This window comes from Rhizobium sp. M1 (assembly GCF_002531805.1).
Classification (GTDB): domain Bacteria; phylum Pseudomonadota; class Alphaproteobacteria; order Rhizobiales; family Rhizobiaceae; genus Rhizobium; species Rhizobium etli_C.
The window spans coordinates 1-15,745 of the sequence record NZ_NWSW01000001.1 but is presented as its reverse complement, the minus strand read 5'-3'; the positions used below and the strand labels follow the sequence as shown (position 1 = coordinate 15,745).

Genomic DNA, 15,745 nt, shown 5'->3' with positions numbered 1-15,745 from the left:
CGATGGTGGAGGTGGCGAGCGCGAGCCAGGCGGATATCGATTGGCTGGTGCGCGAAGATGCCAACCTCGGTCAATCATGGGTATCGCGATGCGTGGCGCTCGGCGAATATCTCGTGGCGAAGGAGGCGGGCGAGATCGTCGGCTTCCTGCGCTTCTCCCGCTTTTGGGGCAGGGTTCCCTATATGGAAATGATCCGTATCCAGCCTGCCCATCGCCGGTCGGGTGTCGGCACGGCGCTGTTTCTTGCCTGGGAAGAGGCGATGCGGGCCGAAGGCGCCCACATGCTGATGACGTCGAGCGAATGCGACGAGAGCCGGCCTCAGGACTGGCATCGCCGCAACGGATTTACCGAAACCGGCGCCATCGAGCTGCCCGGTCTGCAATCGGTGCCCGAGGTTTTCTTTATCAAGCACATCGGCTGAAAAGGCGAGCTGGTCAGATCGGCGGTATCCGGCCGAGCGGGATGAAGCCGCTGACGGTGGCGTTGCCGTGATCGACGACGAGATCGACCGAGACCTTATCCTTGCCGCCGGCAAGCGATTTCAAGAGCTTGGTCGCCGTGTTGACGGTCGATGCGATGTCCGGGAAGGTCTGCTTCAGGCTGTCGCCCCATGGTCCGAGCCGTTCGATCTCCAGCTTGAATTTTCCCGACAGGAAACCCTGTTCGTCGAAGGAGAAGGGACCGGTCAGCGTCATGACCTTGCCGTCGCCGATGTCGGCAACGATGCGGCGCAGCTCGCCGGCTGCGCCATTGAGGCCATTCGGGTCGCTGCCGTCGATCAGGCCGGCCTTGCCGGCAACGGTCAGATCGATGCTGGCGGAGAGTTTCGGGAAGACCTGGGGCCAGTCGGTGATAGCAGTATTCGCATCCTGCACGGAGATCGCGCCGTCGAGATCGGCGCCGTTCTGGCGCAGATGAATTTCCGTGCGGGCGGCATCGAAGCTCACCGTTTGGCCGGTGAAGGAAGAGACCGCCGTCGCCTTCAGCCCCTCGATGAGGGTCGAGCTGTGGTCGATGCCCTTCAGTCTGGTCACCAAGCTCGACTGCAGGTTCGCCCATTGGGCCGAGATCGAAAGGCCATTGCTGGTGCGGATCTCGGCCGGCGAATCGAGTTCCCAGACGATGTGGCCGGGCGCATAGACCTGGGCTGCCGAGCGCAGGGCGCCGAAGGTGGCGGAGACGCCGTTGACACTGTCGTCGACATCGACCTTGGAGCAGAACAGGCCGATGCGGAAGGGATAGCCGCGGAATTCGATATCGGAGCATTCGCCGCTGACGCCCGCCTGATCGCGCGGCGCGATCGCTTTCAGCACCGTGGTCTTCAACGCCGATGCCGCATAGAACCAGCCGCCGGTATAAAGCGCGATCACCAGGAGAATGCCTCCGCCCAGCAACCAGAATTTCTTGCCGCTGCTGGATTGACCGCTGCCGGATCGGCTTGACGCTGCCATGATGTTCTCCAATGGTGAATCGCAAAGTGATTCCGGTCTGGCGTGCGATATGGACGAATTTTGGGTGTTTGGCTACGGCTCGCTGATGTGGAATCCGGGCTTCGAGTTCCTGGAACGGGCAGAAGCCCTGGTGCATGGTTACAGGCGTTCGCTCTGTGTGCGCTCCTTCGTTCATCGCGGCACACGCGACAATCCGGGCCTCGTCCTCGGCCTCGACAGGGGCGGCGCCTGCCGCGGCATGGCCTTCCGTATTTCGCCGGACAGCTGGGATGAGGTGATCGAGTATCTCCGCGCCCGCGAACTTGTCACCAATGTCTATCTGGAACGCCGGGTCCGGCTGCAGTTTGCCGGCGGTCGCCGGATGGAGGCGGTGACCTACGTCGCCGATCGCGACCACGAGCAATATGCCGGTACGCTCGACGCGCTCGCGGCGGCACGGGTCGTGAACGAGGCCAGCGGCCAGTCCGGTCCGAACGATGCCTATGTCTTCAACACGCTTGCGCATCTGAGGCAGATGGGCATTCGCGATCAGTGGCTGGAGCAGGTCGTCAACGAGGTGGAACGGCTGCGGGCTGCCTGCATGATTCGTTAAATCGGTATCGATTTAAGGATAAAACTATGCAGCAACTCGAAGTGTTACAGCGTCCCTTGCGCGTCTGAAAGACTTCAGGCCGTCGCCGCCTTCACTTTGCGCAGCGCGGTCAGCCTGGCGACCGCTGTCGGCGGCAGCGGCAGATGCGGATTGCGTTCGATGGTGTCGAGCAGGAGCTCGTCGCTTGCCCGTTCGGTCACCTCGATCAGGTGGGCGAAGAAGGCGTCCGGATCCATTCCCGGCATGATCGGCGGCAGGATCCTCACCTTGAAATGGCCGGGATAACGGCGGATGCTCCGCCGCGGCCAGAAGAGGCCGGGATGCATCGCCACCGGCACGACGGGAATGCCGAGATCGCGGTACATGCGGGCGATACCGTATTTATAGACCGGCTCTGCGCCCGGCGGACGGCGGGTGCCCTCGGGATAGATGATGAGCTGGCGGCCGGTCGAAAGCTCTTCCCTCGTGCGTTTCAGCACGTCCACCATCACCTTGCCGCGGGCACCGCGATCGACCGGGATCATGCGCTGCTTCTTCGCATACCAGCCGAAGAGCGGAATCCACATCAACTCCCGCTTCAGGATGTAGACCGGGTCCTTGAGCCTGGGCAGAAGCGCGTAGGTATCCCAGAAGGACTGATGCTTCGGCGCCAGGATGTAGCTGCCGTCAGGCAGGTTCTCCAGGCCTTCGATCTCAAAGGTCGTGCCGACGATCATACGCATCAGCCAGTGATTGGAGCGTGCCCAGTTCTTCGGGATTTCATAGGCGGTAAGCCGCGGCACCACGAAATAATAGGGCGAGAGCACGATCATCCGGATGATGAGGTTGGCGTAGAAGATCGTATTGAAGAGGACGGAACGCAGGGCGATCATGAAATTTTCCCGAGGCATGCTCACGCGACCGGCCTACACGATATTGCCCGTCATAAAAAGCATTTGATGATGCCCCAGAACAGGATTCAGATTTCAGGCCGGGCCTGAAATCTGAATCCTGTTCTAAATTAAAAGAGTTTGAGCATGATGTCGTCCGAAAACCGCTCACACTTTTCGGCATCATGCTCTGGCAAAACCTCAGTCTGCGGCGGACACGCTGGCCGAGCGCAGCCCGGTGTGGCGGCCGAAACCGGTGATGTTGCGGGCGCCGGCCAAGAGCACCTTCAGATATTCGGCCAGCATGACGCGCATCGCGTTCGGATCGGTGAACCAGTTGCGGGTCTTCAGATCCGAGTTGACGACGGGATAGGGGATGAACTCGATGTCGGGATCGACATAGGAGAGCTCGGCGAGGGTGCGCGGCATATGGTAATTGTTGGTGACGACGAGCACGCTTCTGTATCCCTTGGCGTGGATCCAGTTGGAGGTTTCCTCGGCATTGCCGATCGTGTCTATCGCGTCATGACCGATATCGACGCAGCAGGAGAAGAGATCGGCCGAGCCCTGCGTCATCTTGCGGATCTGAGCCGGCGTCGTCGTTGGGTGGACGCCGGAGATCAGAAGCCGCTTGCCGGCACCCTTCTGCAGCAGTTCCACGGCCTGGTCGATGCGCTGGTAGCCCCCTGTCAGCACGACGATCGCGTCCGCCTTCGGCTCGACCGGGGGCTTAAGCGTCGTCACGGAATCGGCAAAGCGCAGGAAGCCGCCGAACACCAGGGCGATCGCCAGAACGCAACCAAAACCGGCCCAGCGCAGCAGGCGGCGGATCGGCCCGCGTCGCGGCGGCAGGCCCGCCGGGCGATCAAGCTCCGGATCCTGCCGAATCGGGTTGCGTGTCGTATGGCCCATGGTCATGAATCGTGATTATACGCTGATTACGGCGTGGAACAGACGCTACAATGACAAAACGACATGGTCACGATCAACTTGCGATACCGTCGGTGCGCGTCGGGTCCGAGCGCAATGTATCGATTTCATAGATCGTCCGCATGACGGTCAGCCGCGCCGTGACGGTCGTCAGCAGCGCGATAACGATCATGGTCGCGAAGATGCCGGCATACCCGAGTACGCCGACCGAAAAAGTGCCGAACAGCGCGGTTGCCTGATCCGTTTCCGGCGTCGCCAGGGTGCGGCTTTGCCAGAAGCCGGCGGTGGCGAAGAAAAGAGCGGCAAGCGCGCTGCCGATCGCCGAGCCCTTGAGGCTGATCTTGAGGAAATGCTTCTGGAATTCGGTGGCGACGAAAGAGCTTTCGGCGCCGACGAAATGCAGCACTTCGACGATGTGGCGATTGCCCGACAGCGCGCCGCGCGTGGCAAAGACGACGGTGAGCACCATGGCCGAAAAGACCAGGAGCAGGACGCCGGTGCCGATCAGCACCGTCGTGTGCGCCATGGACACCAGCCGATCGACCCAGGTGCGGTGATCGTCGAGGCTCGCCTGCGGGATGCTGTCCTTCAGGAGCCCGCGCATCGCCTCGAAATCCGGCGGGTTGCTCTCGTCGATGGTGATGACGACGAGGCGGGGGACGGGCAGATCCTTGAGGTCGAGGCCGGGGCCGAGCCAGGGTTCGAGCAGACGGGCGGTGGCCGCCTCGTCGACGATCTGGCCGCTTTTGGTGCCGACAAATGTCAGCGCCAGGTCGCGCGCCTGCGTCAGCGCCTTTTCCATGTCGAGATTGTCGTCCGGCTTGATCTGGATGGTGATCTCGCGGGAGATCTGACTCTCCCAGCTCGCCGCCGTCGAACGCACCATGCTGACGCCGCCGAGCGTCAGGCAGGCGAGAAAGGCCATGATCGATATCACCACCATCAGGGCGTTGCCCTGGATGTTGGAAGGCGGCAGGATCGGCGCAGTCGGGCGCACGCGCATTTCCGGCCGCTTCTGCTGGGCCTGGGCCGGCGCCTTGTCTCGGTTTTTGGACGGGGGCTCAGTCATAGATATCGAGATGCCCCTCCGAGAGGATCATGCGGCGGGCTTCCACCTGTTCCATCAATGCCAGGTCATGGGTGGCGATCACGACCGCCGTGCCGAGCCGGTTGAGCTCGAGGAAAAGATTGAGCAGGCGCCTGGCCATCGGCGGGTCGACATTGCCCGTGGGTTCGTCGGCCAGCAGGACTTCCGGCCGATCCATCAGCGCCCGGGCGATGGCGGCGCGCTGTTTCTCGCCGCCGGAGAGCACCGGCGGCAGCACGTTGATGCGTTCGCCGAGGCCGACCCATTTCAACAGTTCCAGGACGTCGGTCTTGTAGGAGCTCTCCTCCTTGCCGCGCACCCGTAAGGGCAAAGCGACATTCTCATAGGTGGTGAGATGATCGAGCAGGCGAAAATCCTGGAAGACGATGCCGACGCGCCGGCGCAGCAGCGGCAGCTCGGGGCGGGGAATTTCGGAAATATCGCGCCCGAACATGCGGATCAGGCCACGCGTCGGCTGCAGCGACATGAAGAGCAGCCGCAGCAGCGATGTCTTGCCCGCGCCCGACGGGCCGGTCAGGAACTGAAAGGATTTCTTCGGAATGTCGAAGGTCAGGTCCCGGAGGATTTCCGGGCCCATGCCATAGCGCAAACCGACATTCTCGAAGTGAATCAACGGGCAGCTCAGTCTGTTGTGGGTTTCACCGTGCGACTTGTTAACCAACACCGTTAACAGCCGGTAAATTTTGCCGGAAAGACGCCCGTTTGATGGCAATCTTTGCGAAGCATTAACCATTAAAATTTACGACTGAGCAGGATTCGTTTCAATGCCAAGATTAGCGCTGGCAGCGAAACCATGTGGACATCTGCGAGGCAGCCACCATGGAAGCATCCTTTTTCAGCCGCCGGACACCGGGCCAGGCCTATGATTTCCTGCCGCCCGAACCCGCAAGCCGCCAGTACCGCAATCCGCGCCCTGCCGATATTGCCGACGCCGAATTCGTCACGCTCGGCAAGGCGCGGCCGCGGGAATTCACTGCAAGGACCCATAACGACAACCGCAAGCGGGCAGGCGCCGCACAGCCGCCGCTTCGGCCGGCGATGGCTGCTTCTCTTCTGCGGGAGGCGGAGACCTGGCTGCAACGCGCGTCGATGCGCAGTTTCGCCGTACTGGTGCTGGCGCTTGCCGTGCTCGTCTTCGGGCTTGCGGGTGGCTTTTCCGGCCTGTCGGGCGGCCGAGCCTATTCCGGAGCGCCGCTGCATTTCACCCATGTGACGGCGACGCCGCGTGATGCGAACGGCATGCGCGTGCTCGTCATCAACGGCATCATCGAAAACGACAGCGGCACGACGCAGACGCTGCAGCCGATCCGCGCCGATCTCGTGACCGACGAGCGGCTGACCGCGAGCATCGTCATCAACCCGCCTGTTGACGTCATCTATAGCGGCCAGAGCCGGGGCTTTTCGGCGCGCGTTCAGCATGCCGGCGGAAAGATGCCGGAGGTTCGGCTTTCCTTCCTGCCATAGAAGCACCACCGGCGCGCCACGGCCAATTCCTGCAGCAGGTCGCGCCAATCCGGTTAATTTCTAGCCGGCGAGGCTGTTTCAGGCGCGCATATGTGCTAACGGCTTACCCTTCTTTTCATGGAGAAGCCCCTATGCCTGTCGTGCGCGGAAAAAATATCGAGCCGCTCTTCACCGCCGAACAGATTGCCGAACGCAATCATGCGATGGCGCGGGAGATCGCCAACGGTCCGACCAAGGACCTGCTCGTCATCGCCGTGCTCAAGGGCTCCTTCATTTTCGCCGCCGACCTGATCCGCGCCCTGCATGACAGCGGGCTTGCCCCGGAGGTCGAGTTCATCACGCTGTCGAGCTATGGCAGCGGTACGGTCTCGCAGGGCGTGCGCATCGTCAAGGATATCGACAGCGATGTGCATGGCCGCGACGTGCTGTTGATCGACGATATTCTTGAATCCGGCCGGACGCTGCTGTTTGCCAAGGAACTGCTGTTCGAGCGTGGCGCACGCAACGTCACGATCGCCGTGCTGCTCGACAAGCGCGTCAAGCGCAAGGAAAAGCTGGAGGCCGATTATGTCGGCTTCGAATGCCCTGATTATTTCGTCGTCGGCTACGGCATGGATGTCGCCTATGCTTTTCGTGAACTGCCCTTCGTCGGCGTGGTGACCGGCGACGCCTGAATGATCGGGAGTATTGCAGTGCCTTAGAAACGGCTCTAGCAGGTCTGAAAGAGGCGCCGCGCTGTGCTGCCGCTCGAGACGGGTTGTTAACCATCCCGTTCATCGCTTCGCCATCTTTACCGATCGAAAAGGAAAGTCTGGTGATTTCCGTCGCGGGGCTGAAGACGGAGCAATGCACATATGGCAAGAATTCTGATTACGGAAGACGAGGACTCCCTGCGGTCTTTCGTAGCCCGGGCGCTCAGGCTCGACGGTCACGAGACGGATGAAGCGGCCGATGGCGCCGAGGGGCTGGAGAAGCTCAAGGATGGGGTCTACGACCTGCTGCTTTCGGATATCCGCATGCCTGTGATGGACGGCATCGAGCTCGCCCACCAGGCCAAGGATGCCTTTCCTGCTTTGAAGATCCTGCTGATGACCGGCTATGCCGAGCAGCGCGAACGCGCCGACGATCTGGCCGAAAAGATCATCGACGTCGTCGCCAAACCATTCGCGCTTCCCGATATCCGCAAGGCGGTTGCCCGGGCGCTGGTCGCCTAACGCCTGTTCAAAATTTCACGCGTAACCCCGAAAATCGATCGCGATTTTCGGGGTTACGCGCTTGAGCCTATTGGATATCCAGCAGCCGTTCGAGATATCGCCGTTCCATTTCCTGCGGCGGATTGTTGCCGAGCTTTTCGCGGATCGCATCGAGGATTTCCCGCGCCCGCTGAACGTCGATTTCGTCAGGCACCTTCACGCCGTCGTCCTCGATATATCTCTCGCTCATGCGCGGCCGGCCGAGCGGATCGCGGCCGTTCTGCTCGCCCTGGCCGACCTGGCCGTTCGGGCCTTGTCCCTGCTGGCCCTGCTGCGCCTGCATCATCTGGTTCATCATGTCGCGGGCGCCCTGGCGAAGCGCTTCCAGCGCGCGGCCCTGGTTTTCGATGGCGGGTTGGCCGCGGCCCTGGCCGAGTTCGCGGCCGGCGCCTTCCATCTCGCGTTGCGCCTGGCCGAAGCCGGGGCCGGGCTTCATGCCCATCTCGCCCAACTTTTTCTGCAATTCGCCCAGCTGCTTGCCGAGCCCATCCTGCTGGGCGCGCAGCTGTTTCAGCGCCTCGCGCAGCTGTTCGGCCGTCATCTGGTCGGAGGGCTGCTGGCCTTCCTGGCCCTGTTGCTGCTCCTGCGGCTCGCCGTTTTCGCCAGGGGCCATCTCGTCGAGCAGCGGATCGTTTTCGCCCATTTCGGGTTCGCCGCGCTGCATGCGGTCCTTGAGCTGCTGATCGAGGCGGAAGGTCTGTTCCATCAGCTTCTGCTGGTCGCGCAGGATTTGGCCGAGCTTGTCGATCTGCTTGCGGGCCTCACTGTTCTCCTGGCTCTGCTGGCCGCGCTGCGGCCGGCCGGCCTGCAGATTGTTCATCATGCGCTGCAACTCCGACAGCATCTGCTGGGCCGCGTCGCGGTTGCCGGAGCGGGCGAGATTCTCGATCTGGTCCATCATCCGTTCTAGATCCTGCTGGCGCAGGAAGTTCTGGGCGTTCTGGTTCGGCTGCATCGGCGCATTCTGCATGCGCTCGGCAAGCTCGCTCAGATAGTCCTGCATCGCCTTGCGCAGTTCGTCCATCAGCTTCTTGATCTCTTCGTCCGGCGCGTTGCGGTTCAACGCATCGGCAAGGTTCTGCTGGGCCTGGCGCAGCTTGCGCTCGGCAAGGGAAAGATCGCCGTCCTCCATGCCGAGAGCTATTTCCCAGAGATATTGGGCCGTATCCTTCAGCGCCTCCTCGCTCTTTGCGAGCTTCATGCGCGCCAAGGCGGATTCCAGCAGCAGGTAGTTGGTGAGCTTGGGGATGGTCTCTTCGGGACGGATGGTCAGCGCTTCGTTCAGCGCGATCGCCTGCGGCATCTTGCGGGTGTCGAGGGCGAAAACCTGCCGTTCCTCGGCGACGGCCGCGGCAAGCGGCTCGTTGAAGGGCCGCGACGGCAGCGTCATCTCGTACGGCGGGCTGCGGCCGGTCTGGCCGGCTCCGTCCTTGGCAACAAGCGTCACGCGCACGCGTTTGCCGGCGAGCGGATGTTCGGTCAGGTTCCGGCTGGTCACACCCTTGGCGTCACGGGCGTTGCGGCGGGGGATATCCAGCCGGTACTCCGGCAATGGGTAAAGAGGCGTTGCTTTCGGATCGGTTTCGAGCGGTAGGATCTCCGCATGAGCCTCCTGGGCGCCGTAGTCGTCCTTGACGGTGAAACCAATTTCAAGCGCGCCGTTGACGCTGGGCTTCGGCAAGCCGTCAAAGGCAATTTCCGGCGCCTTGTCGGGAAGGATGTCGAAGCTCCAGCGGCGGCCGCTGACTTCGAGCGTGCCGTTCTCCTCGAGCTTCATCGCATGCGTCTGCGCGATGGCGGCCTGGCCGGCCGGTGCGGCATCCGGCTGGTTGCCGGCCGTCGCAGCTGTCTGGCGCGGGCTTGCGTCCGCCTGCACGGCGATCTCCTGCGTCTGACCGTTCGCTTTGCGGAACACGACCTTTTCGGCCGTCTTTCCGCCGCTGACGCGCACGGTGAGAGCGGAAAACTGCGGAATGCCGATCGGCGCCTGTTCACTGCCGTCGGCGGTCAGGTAGACCGGCGCGCGGCCGGTATAGGAAGGCGGCGTCACCCAGGCGTCGATGCGCACCGCCGGATCGACCGTCACCTGTTCGGGCGCTGCCTGCAATGCGTCACTGACCGAACCGCCATTGATCGACAGCGAATAAGCAAAGGCCGTGACGACAAGCAGCGCCGGAATGGCGCGCAAGGCGAAACGGTCATGCCTGGCAATGTCAGGCCTCGGCATGCCGGCGTCGAGCGCTGCGATCTTTTCGGCCATGCGCAGCTGGTGCTCGCGCCAAAGCGCCCGGGCGAAGGGCGCATCGAAGGCCGGTTCGTCTTCCTGGACGGTGACCGGCTGGTGCGGCAAGCCGTTGCGTTCTTCCAGCATGCGGTCGGCTTCGGCGATCCTCGGCCAGCGCAGATTGCGGAAGGGAAGGAGCGCGACAAGGAAAGCGAGAGCGAAAGCGATCAGCAGAAGGACGCGCAACCAGTCCGGCACGCTGCGGAAGACGCCGAACCAGGAGGCGGAGAGATAAAGGGCGGCGACCGACAGGACCGGCAACAGAGGTGGCAGCAGCTGCTCGCAAAAAAGCACGATGCGCGCCAGCAGACGTTTCGTCGTCACCAGCCGGGCAAGGGCAGGGCGGAGCGCAAAAGCACCTTTCTTCTGCCTGAAGGGGCTTGTCATCGGTCCGGTCTCCGCGATCTGACGTGGAACAGAGGGCGCTTCCGGCGATTGCGGGGCAATACGCTCATGGCTGACAAGGATAACACTCTTTGTGGCGAAGGCGAGGGCGAGCGGCCGGCAATACCGGCTTTTCACGTTTATTCGCCAAAAAGTGATGGCCTTGTCAGTCGAGCCAAGCCGGAACCGAATCGAGGCTGATCAGCTCGGCATAGGTTCTACGCGGTCGTATCGCATGGAAATCGCTGCCCTTGACCAGAACTTCGGGGACCAGCAGGCGGCTGTTATAGGTGCCGGCCTGGACGGCGCCATAGGCGCCGGCAGTGCTGACGGCCAGCAGATCACCGGGCTTCGGCATCGCCATTTCGCGGTCGAGCGCCAGATAGTCGCCGGTCTCGCAGACGGGGCCGACGACGTCGGCGCGGATGCGCGGCGCATTCGCCGCCGAAATCGTCACCGGGCGGATTTCGTGATAGGCCTCGTAGAGCGTCGGGCGAATGAGATCATTCATCGCGCCGTCGACGATGACGAAGGTCTTCTCGCCGCCGTCCTTCACATACAGCACCTCGGTCACCAGAATACCGGCATTGCCGACGATTAGGCGGCCGGGCTCGGTGATGACCTTGCAGTCCAGATCGCGCAGCTGGTTTTTGACGATCGCTGCATAGGCATCCGGCAGCGGCGGCGGATTGTTGTCGTCCTTATAGGGGACGCCGAGGCCGCCGCCGATATCGACATGATCGATCGTGTGGCCGTCGGCGCGGAGCGTCGCGACAAGGTCGCGCAGCAGCTTGAAAGCGTCGTCGAAGGGCTGCAGCTCGGTGATCTGGCTGCCGATATGCATGTCGATGCCGGTGACCTCGATGCCGGGCAGCTTGGCGGCATGGGCGTAGATCGCGCGGGCGCGCTCCCAGGAGATGCCGAATTTGTTTTCCTTCTTGCCGGTCGAGATCTTCGAATGCGTCTTTGCGTCGACATCCGGGTTGATACGGAAGGAGACGGGAGCCTTCTTTCCGGCGCTGACGGCGCGTTGGTTGAGGATTTCGAGCTCGGGTTCGGATTCGACGTTGAAGCAGTAGATGCCGGCCTCGAGCGCGAAATCCATCTCGGATGGGGTCTTGCCGACGCCTGAAAACATGATGCGGCTTGCCGGAATGTCGGCTGCGAGCGCGCGGCGCAGTTCCCCTTCCGAGACGACGTCGATGCCGGCGCCGAGGCGACCCAGCGTCTTCAGCACCGCCTGGTTCGAATTCGCCTTCATCGCGTAGCAGACCATCGAGTCCATATCGGCGAAGGCTTCGGAGAAGACCCGGTAATGGCGTTCCAGGGTGGCGGTGGAATAGACGTAAAACGGCGTGCCGACCGCCTTGGCGATCTCGGGAACGGGAACGTTCTCGGCGTGAAGGATGCCGTCGCGGTGCTCGAAGTGGTTCACGGGCTTATGCCTTAAAGAAGAGGATCGAGAAGGAAGGGCTTGTCAACGGTTCCCGGCTGTTTCGTCGGCTTGGAAACGTCGCCTTCTTTCGTTGCCGCAGCACTCGGCGGGTCGAGGTCGCCCTTACGCCCGCATCCGGCAACGGCAAGGCCGATGACGGCGATGACTGCCGTCAAGCGAATGAGGTGCGGCAAGCTCTTCTGCATGGATATCCTCTTGTACGAGATATGACGGACATCGTTCATTCCGAACGATGGACATCTTCATAGCGAAGTTTCTCCGCCTTGTGCACCCTGATTGTTGGACGGTCTCTCCCCGTGCGGGGGAAGGGCGAAGCGGCTTTCGCTTCGCCTTTCTTTCAGTTGCGGGCGCGCCAGAAGGCGATCTGCTTGCGCACCTCGGAGGGGGCCGTGCCGCCGAAGCTCTTGCGGCTGGCGACCGAGGCTTCGACCGTCAGCACGTCATAGACCTTGTCGGTGATATCAGGATGGATCGCCTGCAGGTCGGCGAGCGGCAGCTCGGCCAGGTCGCAGCTCTTGCTTTCGGCCAGCGCGACGGCGCGGCCGGTCACGTGATGGGCATCGCGGAACGGCAGGCCGGCTTCGCGCACCAGCCAGTCGGCAAGGTCGGTCGCCGTCGAGAAGCCGGAGCCGGCCGCCGCCTTCATGCGCCCGGTGTTGACGGTCATGTCGCGCACCATGCCGGTCATGGCGGCGATCGCCAGCTCCAGGCTCTCGGCTGCGTCGAAGACCTGTTCCTTGTCTTCCTGCATGTCCTTGGAATAGGCGAGCGGCAGGCCCTTCATGATCGTCAGCAGTGCGATCAGCGAGCCGTTGATGCGGCCGGTCTTGGCGCGCACCAGTTCGGCCGCATCCGGGTTCTTCTTCTGCGGCATGATCGAGGAGCCGGTCGAGAAGGCGTCGGAGAGGCGCACGAAACCGAACTGCGGCGTCGACCAGATGACGATCTCTTCGGCCAAGCGCGACAGATGCATGCCCGTGATCGCGGCGATCGCCAGGAATTCGATGGCGAAATCGCGGTCGGAAACCGTGTCGATGGAATTGCGGGTCGGCTCGCGGAAACCGAGCGCCTTGGCGGTCATGTGGCGGTCGATCGGATAACCGGTGCCGGCAAGGGCGGCCGCACCGATCGGGCTTTCGTCCAGATGTTCGATGGCATGACGCACGCGCGAGCGGTCACGGCCGAACATTTCGACATAGGCCATGCAGTGATGGCCGAAGGTGACGGGCTGGGCGGTCTGCAAATGGGTGAAGCCCGGCATGACGCTTTCGGCATGTTCCTCGGCGCGGTCGAGGAAGGCGGCAATCAGGCCGGTCAGCATCTTCTCGGTCTTCTCGAGCTCTTCCTTCACCCAGAGGCGGAAGTCGAGCGCTACCTGGTCGTTGCGCGAGCGGGCGGTGTGCAGCCGGCCGGCAGCCGGTCCGATCAGCGTCGCCAGGCGCGCCTCGATATTCATGTGGATGTCTTCGAGCCGGCGCGAGAATTCGAAATTGCCGCTTTCGATTTCTGACAGGATCGTGTTTAGCCCGTGAACGATCTTGTCCTTATCCTCGGCCGAAATGATCCCCTGATGGGCGAGCATCGTCGCATGGGCGATGGAACCGCGGATATCCTGCGCGAATAGCTTCTTGTCGAAACCGATCGAGGCATTTATCTCCTCCATGATCGCGTCCGGGCCGGAGGCGAAGCGCCCACCCCACATCTGGTTGGAGGATTTGGTGTCCGTGTTGCTCTCGGCCATGGATGCCCGTCCTGGAGAATGAAATGACGACAAAAAAACCCTTCGGTCTGCCGTCGGTAAAACTGATCGCAATCGCCGCCGTTGCAGGCGTTGTTGCCGGTGCGGCAGCGGTATACGTGAAGGAGACGGGGATTGGCAATGGCGTCAGTGATACCGCTTCGGCCGAATGCCCGCTGGCGCGGGAACGCGCCGCCACTCTGGCACCGCTGATGAAGGGGCAGGTTGCCGCGATGGTCGCCGCCAGCGAGCCGCGCAAGCTGACCGCGGTGTCCTTCAACGGCCCTGACGGCAAGCCGCTGACGCTCGACCATTTCGCCGGCAAGACCGTGCTGCTCAATCTCTGGGCCACGTGGTGCGTGCCCTGCCGCGAGGAGATGCCAGCGCTGAACGCGCTGGAAAAGCAGATGGGCGGCGACAAGTTCCAGGTCGTGCCGGTCAATATCGATACCGGTGATGACGAAAAGCCGAAGACTTTCCTGGCCGAGACGGGCGTCGATGCGCTGCAGCTCTACCGCGACAATACGATCGGCGTCTTCAATAGCCTGAAGAAGGAAGGTCTCGCCTTCGGCCTGCCGGTGACGCTGCTGCTCGACGACAAGGGTTGCCTGATCTCCGCCATGAACGGACCCGCCGCCTGGGACAGCGAGGACGCCAAGACTTTGATCAAGGGTGCGATCGGATCGTAAGGATATCGGTCAGGAGTCGCCATTTCCTCTGATCAGGAAAACGCCGGCAATTCCGATCAGGACGCAGCACTGCAGCAGGAACATCGGTGTTTCAGTCGACATGGCGTTTCCTCCCATTCACGGCAAGGAAAGCATTTCGCGGGCGTCCGGTCCATTCGCCCTTTTTGGTGATGTCCCGCTTAGCGTGTCGGGACGGGCACTTCGCCGCGATAGTCGTAGAAGCCGCGGCCGGATTTGCGTCCGAGCCAGCCGGCTTCGACATATTTCACCAGCAACGGGCAGGGGCGATATTTCGAGTCCGCCAGGCCGTCATGCAGCACCTGCATGATCGACAGGCAGGTGTCGAGGCCGATGAAATCGGCAAGTTGCAGCGGCCCCATCGGATGGTTGGCGCCGAGCTTCATCGCCGTATCGATGGCGTCGACCGTGCCGACACCTTCATAGAGCGTGTAGATCGCTTCGTTGATCATCGGCAGCAGGATGCGGTTGACGATGAAGGCCGGGAAGTCCTCGGCGACGGTAATGGTCTTTTCCAGCGTGCCGACGAATTCCTTGGCGGCGGAGAAGGTCTTCTCATCGGTGGCGATGCCGCGCACCAGTTCGACCAGCTTCATGACCGGCACCGGGTTCATGAAATGAATGCCCATGAAGCGTTCGGGGCGGTCGGTGGCGGCGGCAAGCCGGGTAATCGAAAGCGAGGAGGTGTTGGTGGCCAGCAGCGCTTCCGGCTTCATCACCGGGCAAACCTGACTATAAATCTTGCGCTTGACGCTTTCGTCCTCGGTGGCCGCTTCGATGACCAGATCGGACGGAGCGAGGTCGTTGACATCGGCGGAGCCGGTGATGTGCGACAAGGTCGATTTACGTTCCTCATCAGTCATCTTGCCGTTCGTCACCAGGCGGGCAAGATTGCCGTTGATGGTGGCGAGGCCGGATTCGATGCGGTCCTGCGAGAGATCGTAGATGTGGACCCTGTACCCTGCGGCGGCCGAAACATGCGCGATGCCGCAGCCCATCTGGCCGGCACCGATGATCCCAATATTCTTCAACACCGCACTCATCTCCAAACCCCCGCTCGGCAGTCGCCCCCGCGTTGCCGCACTATTTTAGCATTACTGCCGGACGAAAGATCGCCCGGCAGCAGATAAAAGACAATTTTCCAGTCATTCGCAAGTGCGAAAGAAAAGCATTTGGGGGCTTTGAAGCGCGTTGCGATCTCTCCGATTCGCCTGGCGCGCTTCAGGTCTTTGCTTTTATGCCTATGTCGTCGCAAAACCGCCGTGCAGTTTTGCGCGGTATGCCCTACAGCGCCTTCTGCAATTCCGGCAGGGCGTCGAACAGATCGGCGACGAGGCCGTAGTCGGCGACCTGGAAGATCGGCGCCTCCTCGTCCTTGTTGATGGCGACGATCACCTTACTGTCCTTCATGCCGGCCAAGTGCTGGATGGCCCCGGAGATGCCGGCGGCGATATAGAGATCGGGCGCCACCACCTTGCCGGTCTGGCCGACCTGCCAGTCGTTCGGGG

At 62.3% G+C, this 15,745-nt stretch carries 17 protein-coding genes; 6 read left to right on the top strand and 11 right to left on the bottom strand.

Annotated features, from left to right (window positions below; translation table 11 throughout):
- The first annotated feature begins 2 nt into the window (after positions 1–2).
- Positions 3–422: a GNAT family N-acetyltransferase gene (locus CO655_RS00085; RefSeq protein WP_097663447.1), complete on the top strand. Its 420-nt coding sequence runs from the start codon at positions 3–5 to the stop codon at positions 420–422.
- Between the two features lie 13 nt (positions 423–435).
- Here CO655_RS00085 and CO655_RS00080 read toward each other — a convergent pair whose 3' ends face one another.
- Positions 436–1,452, bottom strand: coding sequence for a DUF2125 domain-containing protein (locus CO655_RS00080; protein WP_097663446.1), 1,017 nt, complete (start codon positions 1,450–1,452; stop codon positions 436–438).
- 49 nt (positions 1,453–1,501) lie between these two features.
- Here CO655_RS00080 and CO655_RS00075 point away from each other — a divergent pair, with 49 nt between their 5' ends.
- On the top strand, positions 1,502–2,044 hold the full coding sequence (locus tag CO655_RS00075) for a gamma-glutamylcyclotransferase (RefSeq protein WP_097608874.1): 543 nt from the start codon (positions 1,502–1,504) through the stop codon (positions 2,042–2,044).
- A 74-nt stretch (positions 2,045–2,118) separates the two neighbouring features.
- On the opposite strand, the gene CO655_RS00070 is transcribed toward CO655_RS00075, so the two are convergent.
- The 4 genes from CO655_RS00070 to ftsE all read right to left on the bottom strand — a co-directional run bounded on the left by CO655_RS00070 (position 2,119) and on the right by ftsE (position 5,564).
- Positions 2,119–2,916 (bottom strand): 1-acyl-sn-glycerol-3-phosphate acyltransferase, encoded by a 798-nt coding sequence (locus CO655_RS00070; protein WP_097663445.1) that lies wholly within the window; start codon positions 2,914–2,916, stop codon positions 2,119–2,121.
- A gap of 198 nt (positions 2,917–3,114) precedes the next feature.
- Positions 3,115–3,831, bottom strand: a complete 717-nt coding sequence (locus tag CO655_RS00065; RefSeq protein ID WP_170965074.1) for a YdcF family protein — start codon at positions 3,829–3,831, stop codon at positions 3,115–3,117.
- Positions 3,832–3,898: 67 nt separating this feature from the next.
- Positions 3,899–4,912: an ABC transporter permease gene (locus tag CO655_RS00060; RefSeq protein WP_064686330.1), complete on the bottom strand. Its 1,014-nt coding sequence runs from the start codon at positions 4,910–4,912 to the stop codon at positions 3,899–3,901.
- The gene (ftsE, locus tag CO655_RS00055) at positions 4,905–5,564 is read right to left on the bottom strand and encodes a cell division ATP-binding protein FtsE (protein WP_004671394.1); all 660 of its coding nucleotides are present in this window, start codon (positions 5,562–5,564) and stop codon (positions 4,905–4,907) included. The genes CO655_RS00060 and ftsE overlap by 8 nt, the downstream gene beginning before the upstream one ends.
- Positions 5,565–5,770: 206 nt before the next feature.
- Between ftsE and CO655_RS00050 the strand changes: the two genes are divergently transcribed.
- The 3 genes from CO655_RS00050 (at position 5,771) to CO655_RS00040 (ending at position 7,629) form a co-directional block, all read left to right on the top strand.
- Positions 5,771–6,415, top strand: coding sequence for a hypothetical protein (locus tag CO655_RS00050; protein WP_097663630.1), 645 nt, complete (start codon positions 5,771–5,773; stop codon positions 6,413–6,415).
- 131 nt (positions 6,416–6,546) lie between these two features.
- On the top strand, positions 6,547–7,089 hold the full coding sequence (hpt, locus tag CO655_RS00045) for a hypoxanthine phosphoribosyltransferase (protein WP_097663444.1): 543 nt from the start codon (positions 6,547–6,549) through the stop codon (positions 7,087–7,089).
- 180 nt (positions 7,090–7,269) lie between these two features.
- Positions 7,270–7,629, top strand: a complete 360-nt coding sequence (locus CO655_RS00040; RefSeq protein WP_010028815.1) for a response regulator — start codon at positions 7,270–7,272, stop codon at positions 7,627–7,629.
- Positions 7,630–7,696: 67 nt separating this feature from the next.
- Here the strand turns inward: CO655_RS00040 and CO655_RS00035 are convergent, their stop codons facing one another.
- The 4 genes from CO655_RS00035 to argH form a co-directional block, all read right to left on the bottom strand.
- On the bottom strand, positions 7,697–10,339 hold the full coding sequence (locus tag CO655_RS00035; protein WP_097663443.1) for a TIGR02302 family protein: 2,643 nt from the start codon (positions 10,337–10,339) through the stop codon (positions 7,697–7,699).
- 163 nt (positions 10,340–10,502) lie between these two features.
- Positions 10,503–11,771, bottom strand: coding sequence for a diaminopimelate decarboxylase (lysA, locus tag CO655_RS00030; RefSeq protein WP_097580686.1), 1,269 nt, complete (start codon positions 11,769–11,771; stop codon positions 10,503–10,505).
- 11 nt (positions 11,772–11,782) lie between these two features.
- Entirely contained in the window at positions 11,783–11,977 is a 195-nt protein-coding gene (locus CO655_RS00025; protein WP_004671378.1) for a lipoprotein, read from the bottom strand.
- Positions 11,978–12,129: 152 nt separating this feature from the next.
- Entirely contained in the window at positions 12,130–13,533 is a 1,404-nt protein-coding gene (gene argH / locus CO655_RS00020) for an argininosuccinate lyase (RefSeq protein WP_097663442.1), read from the bottom strand.
- Between the two features lie 23 nt (positions 13,534–13,556).
- On the opposite strand from argH, the gene CO655_RS00015 reads away from it, so the two are divergent.
- Positions 13,557–14,219: a TlpA disulfide reductase family protein gene (locus CO655_RS00015; RefSeq protein ID WP_097663629.1), complete on the top strand. Its 663-nt coding sequence runs from the start codon at positions 13,557–13,559 to the stop codon at positions 14,217–14,219.
- Between the two features lie 179 nt (positions 14,220–14,398).
- Here CO655_RS00015 and CO655_RS00010 read toward each other — a convergent pair whose 3' ends face one another.
- A complete protein-coding gene (locus tag CO655_RS00010; protein ID WP_010031432.1) occupies positions 14,399–15,280 on the bottom strand; it encodes a 3-hydroxybutyryl-CoA dehydrogenase in 882 nt (293 codons plus the stop codon).
- Positions 15,281–15,521: 241 nt separating this feature from the next.
- Positions 15,522–15,745 (bottom strand): FAD-binding protein (locus CO655_RS00005; RefSeq protein WP_210201013.1); only part of this gene is annotated, 224 nt, incomplete at its 5' end.

Coding starts and splice junctions, on each gene's coding strand:
- CO655_RS00085 (WP_097663447.1), top strand. CDS start 3: ATGGTGGAGGTGGCGAGCGCGAGCCAGGCGGATATCGATTGGCTGGTG.
- CO655_RS00080 (WP_097663446.1), bottom strand. CDS start 1,452: ATGGCAGCGTCAAGCCGATCCGGCAGCGGTCAATCCAGCAGCGGCAAG.
- CO655_RS00075 (WP_097608874.1), top strand. CDS start 1,502: ATGGACGAATTTTGGGTGTTTGGCTACGGCTCGCTGATGTGGAATCCG.
- CO655_RS00070 (WP_097663445.1), bottom strand. CDS start 2,916: ATGATCGCCCTGCGTTCCGTCCTCTTCAATACGATCTTCTACGCCAAC.
- CO655_RS00065 (WP_170965074.1), bottom strand. CDS start 3,831: ATGACCATGGGCCATACGACACGCAACCCGATTCGGCAGGATCCGGAG.
- CO655_RS00060 (WP_064686330.1), bottom strand. CDS start 4,912: ATGACTGAGCCCCCGTCCAAAAACCGAGACAAGGCGCCGGCCCAGGCC.
- CO655_RS00050 (WP_097663630.1), top strand. CDS start 5,771: ATGGAAGCATCCTTTTTCAGCCGCCGGACACCGGGCCAGGCCTATGAT.
- hpt (WP_097663444.1), top strand. CDS start 6,547: ATGCCTGTCGTGCGCGGAAAAAATATCGAGCCGCTCTTCACCGCCGAA.
- CO655_RS00040 (WP_010028815.1), top strand. CDS start 7,270: ATGGCAAGAATTCTGATTACGGAAGACGAGGACTCCCTGCGGTCTTTC.
- CO655_RS00035 (WP_097663443.1), bottom strand. CDS start 10,339: ATGACAAGCCCCTTCAGGCAGAAGAAAGGTGCTTTTGCGCTCCGCCCT.
- CO655_RS00025 (WP_004671378.1), bottom strand. CDS start 11,977: ATGCAGAAGAGCTTGCCGCACCTCATTCGCTTGACGGCAGTCATCGCC.
- argH (WP_097663442.1), bottom strand. CDS start 13,533: ATGGCCGAGAGCAACACGGACACCAAATCCTCCAACCAGATGTGGGGT.
- CO655_RS00015 (WP_097663629.1), top strand. CDS start 13,557: ATGACGACAAAAAAACCCTTCGGTCTGCCGTCGGTAAAACTGATCGCA.
- CO655_RS00010 (WP_010031432.1), bottom strand. CDS start 15,280: ATGAGTGCGGTGTTGAAGAATATTGGGATCATCGGTGCCGGCCAGATG.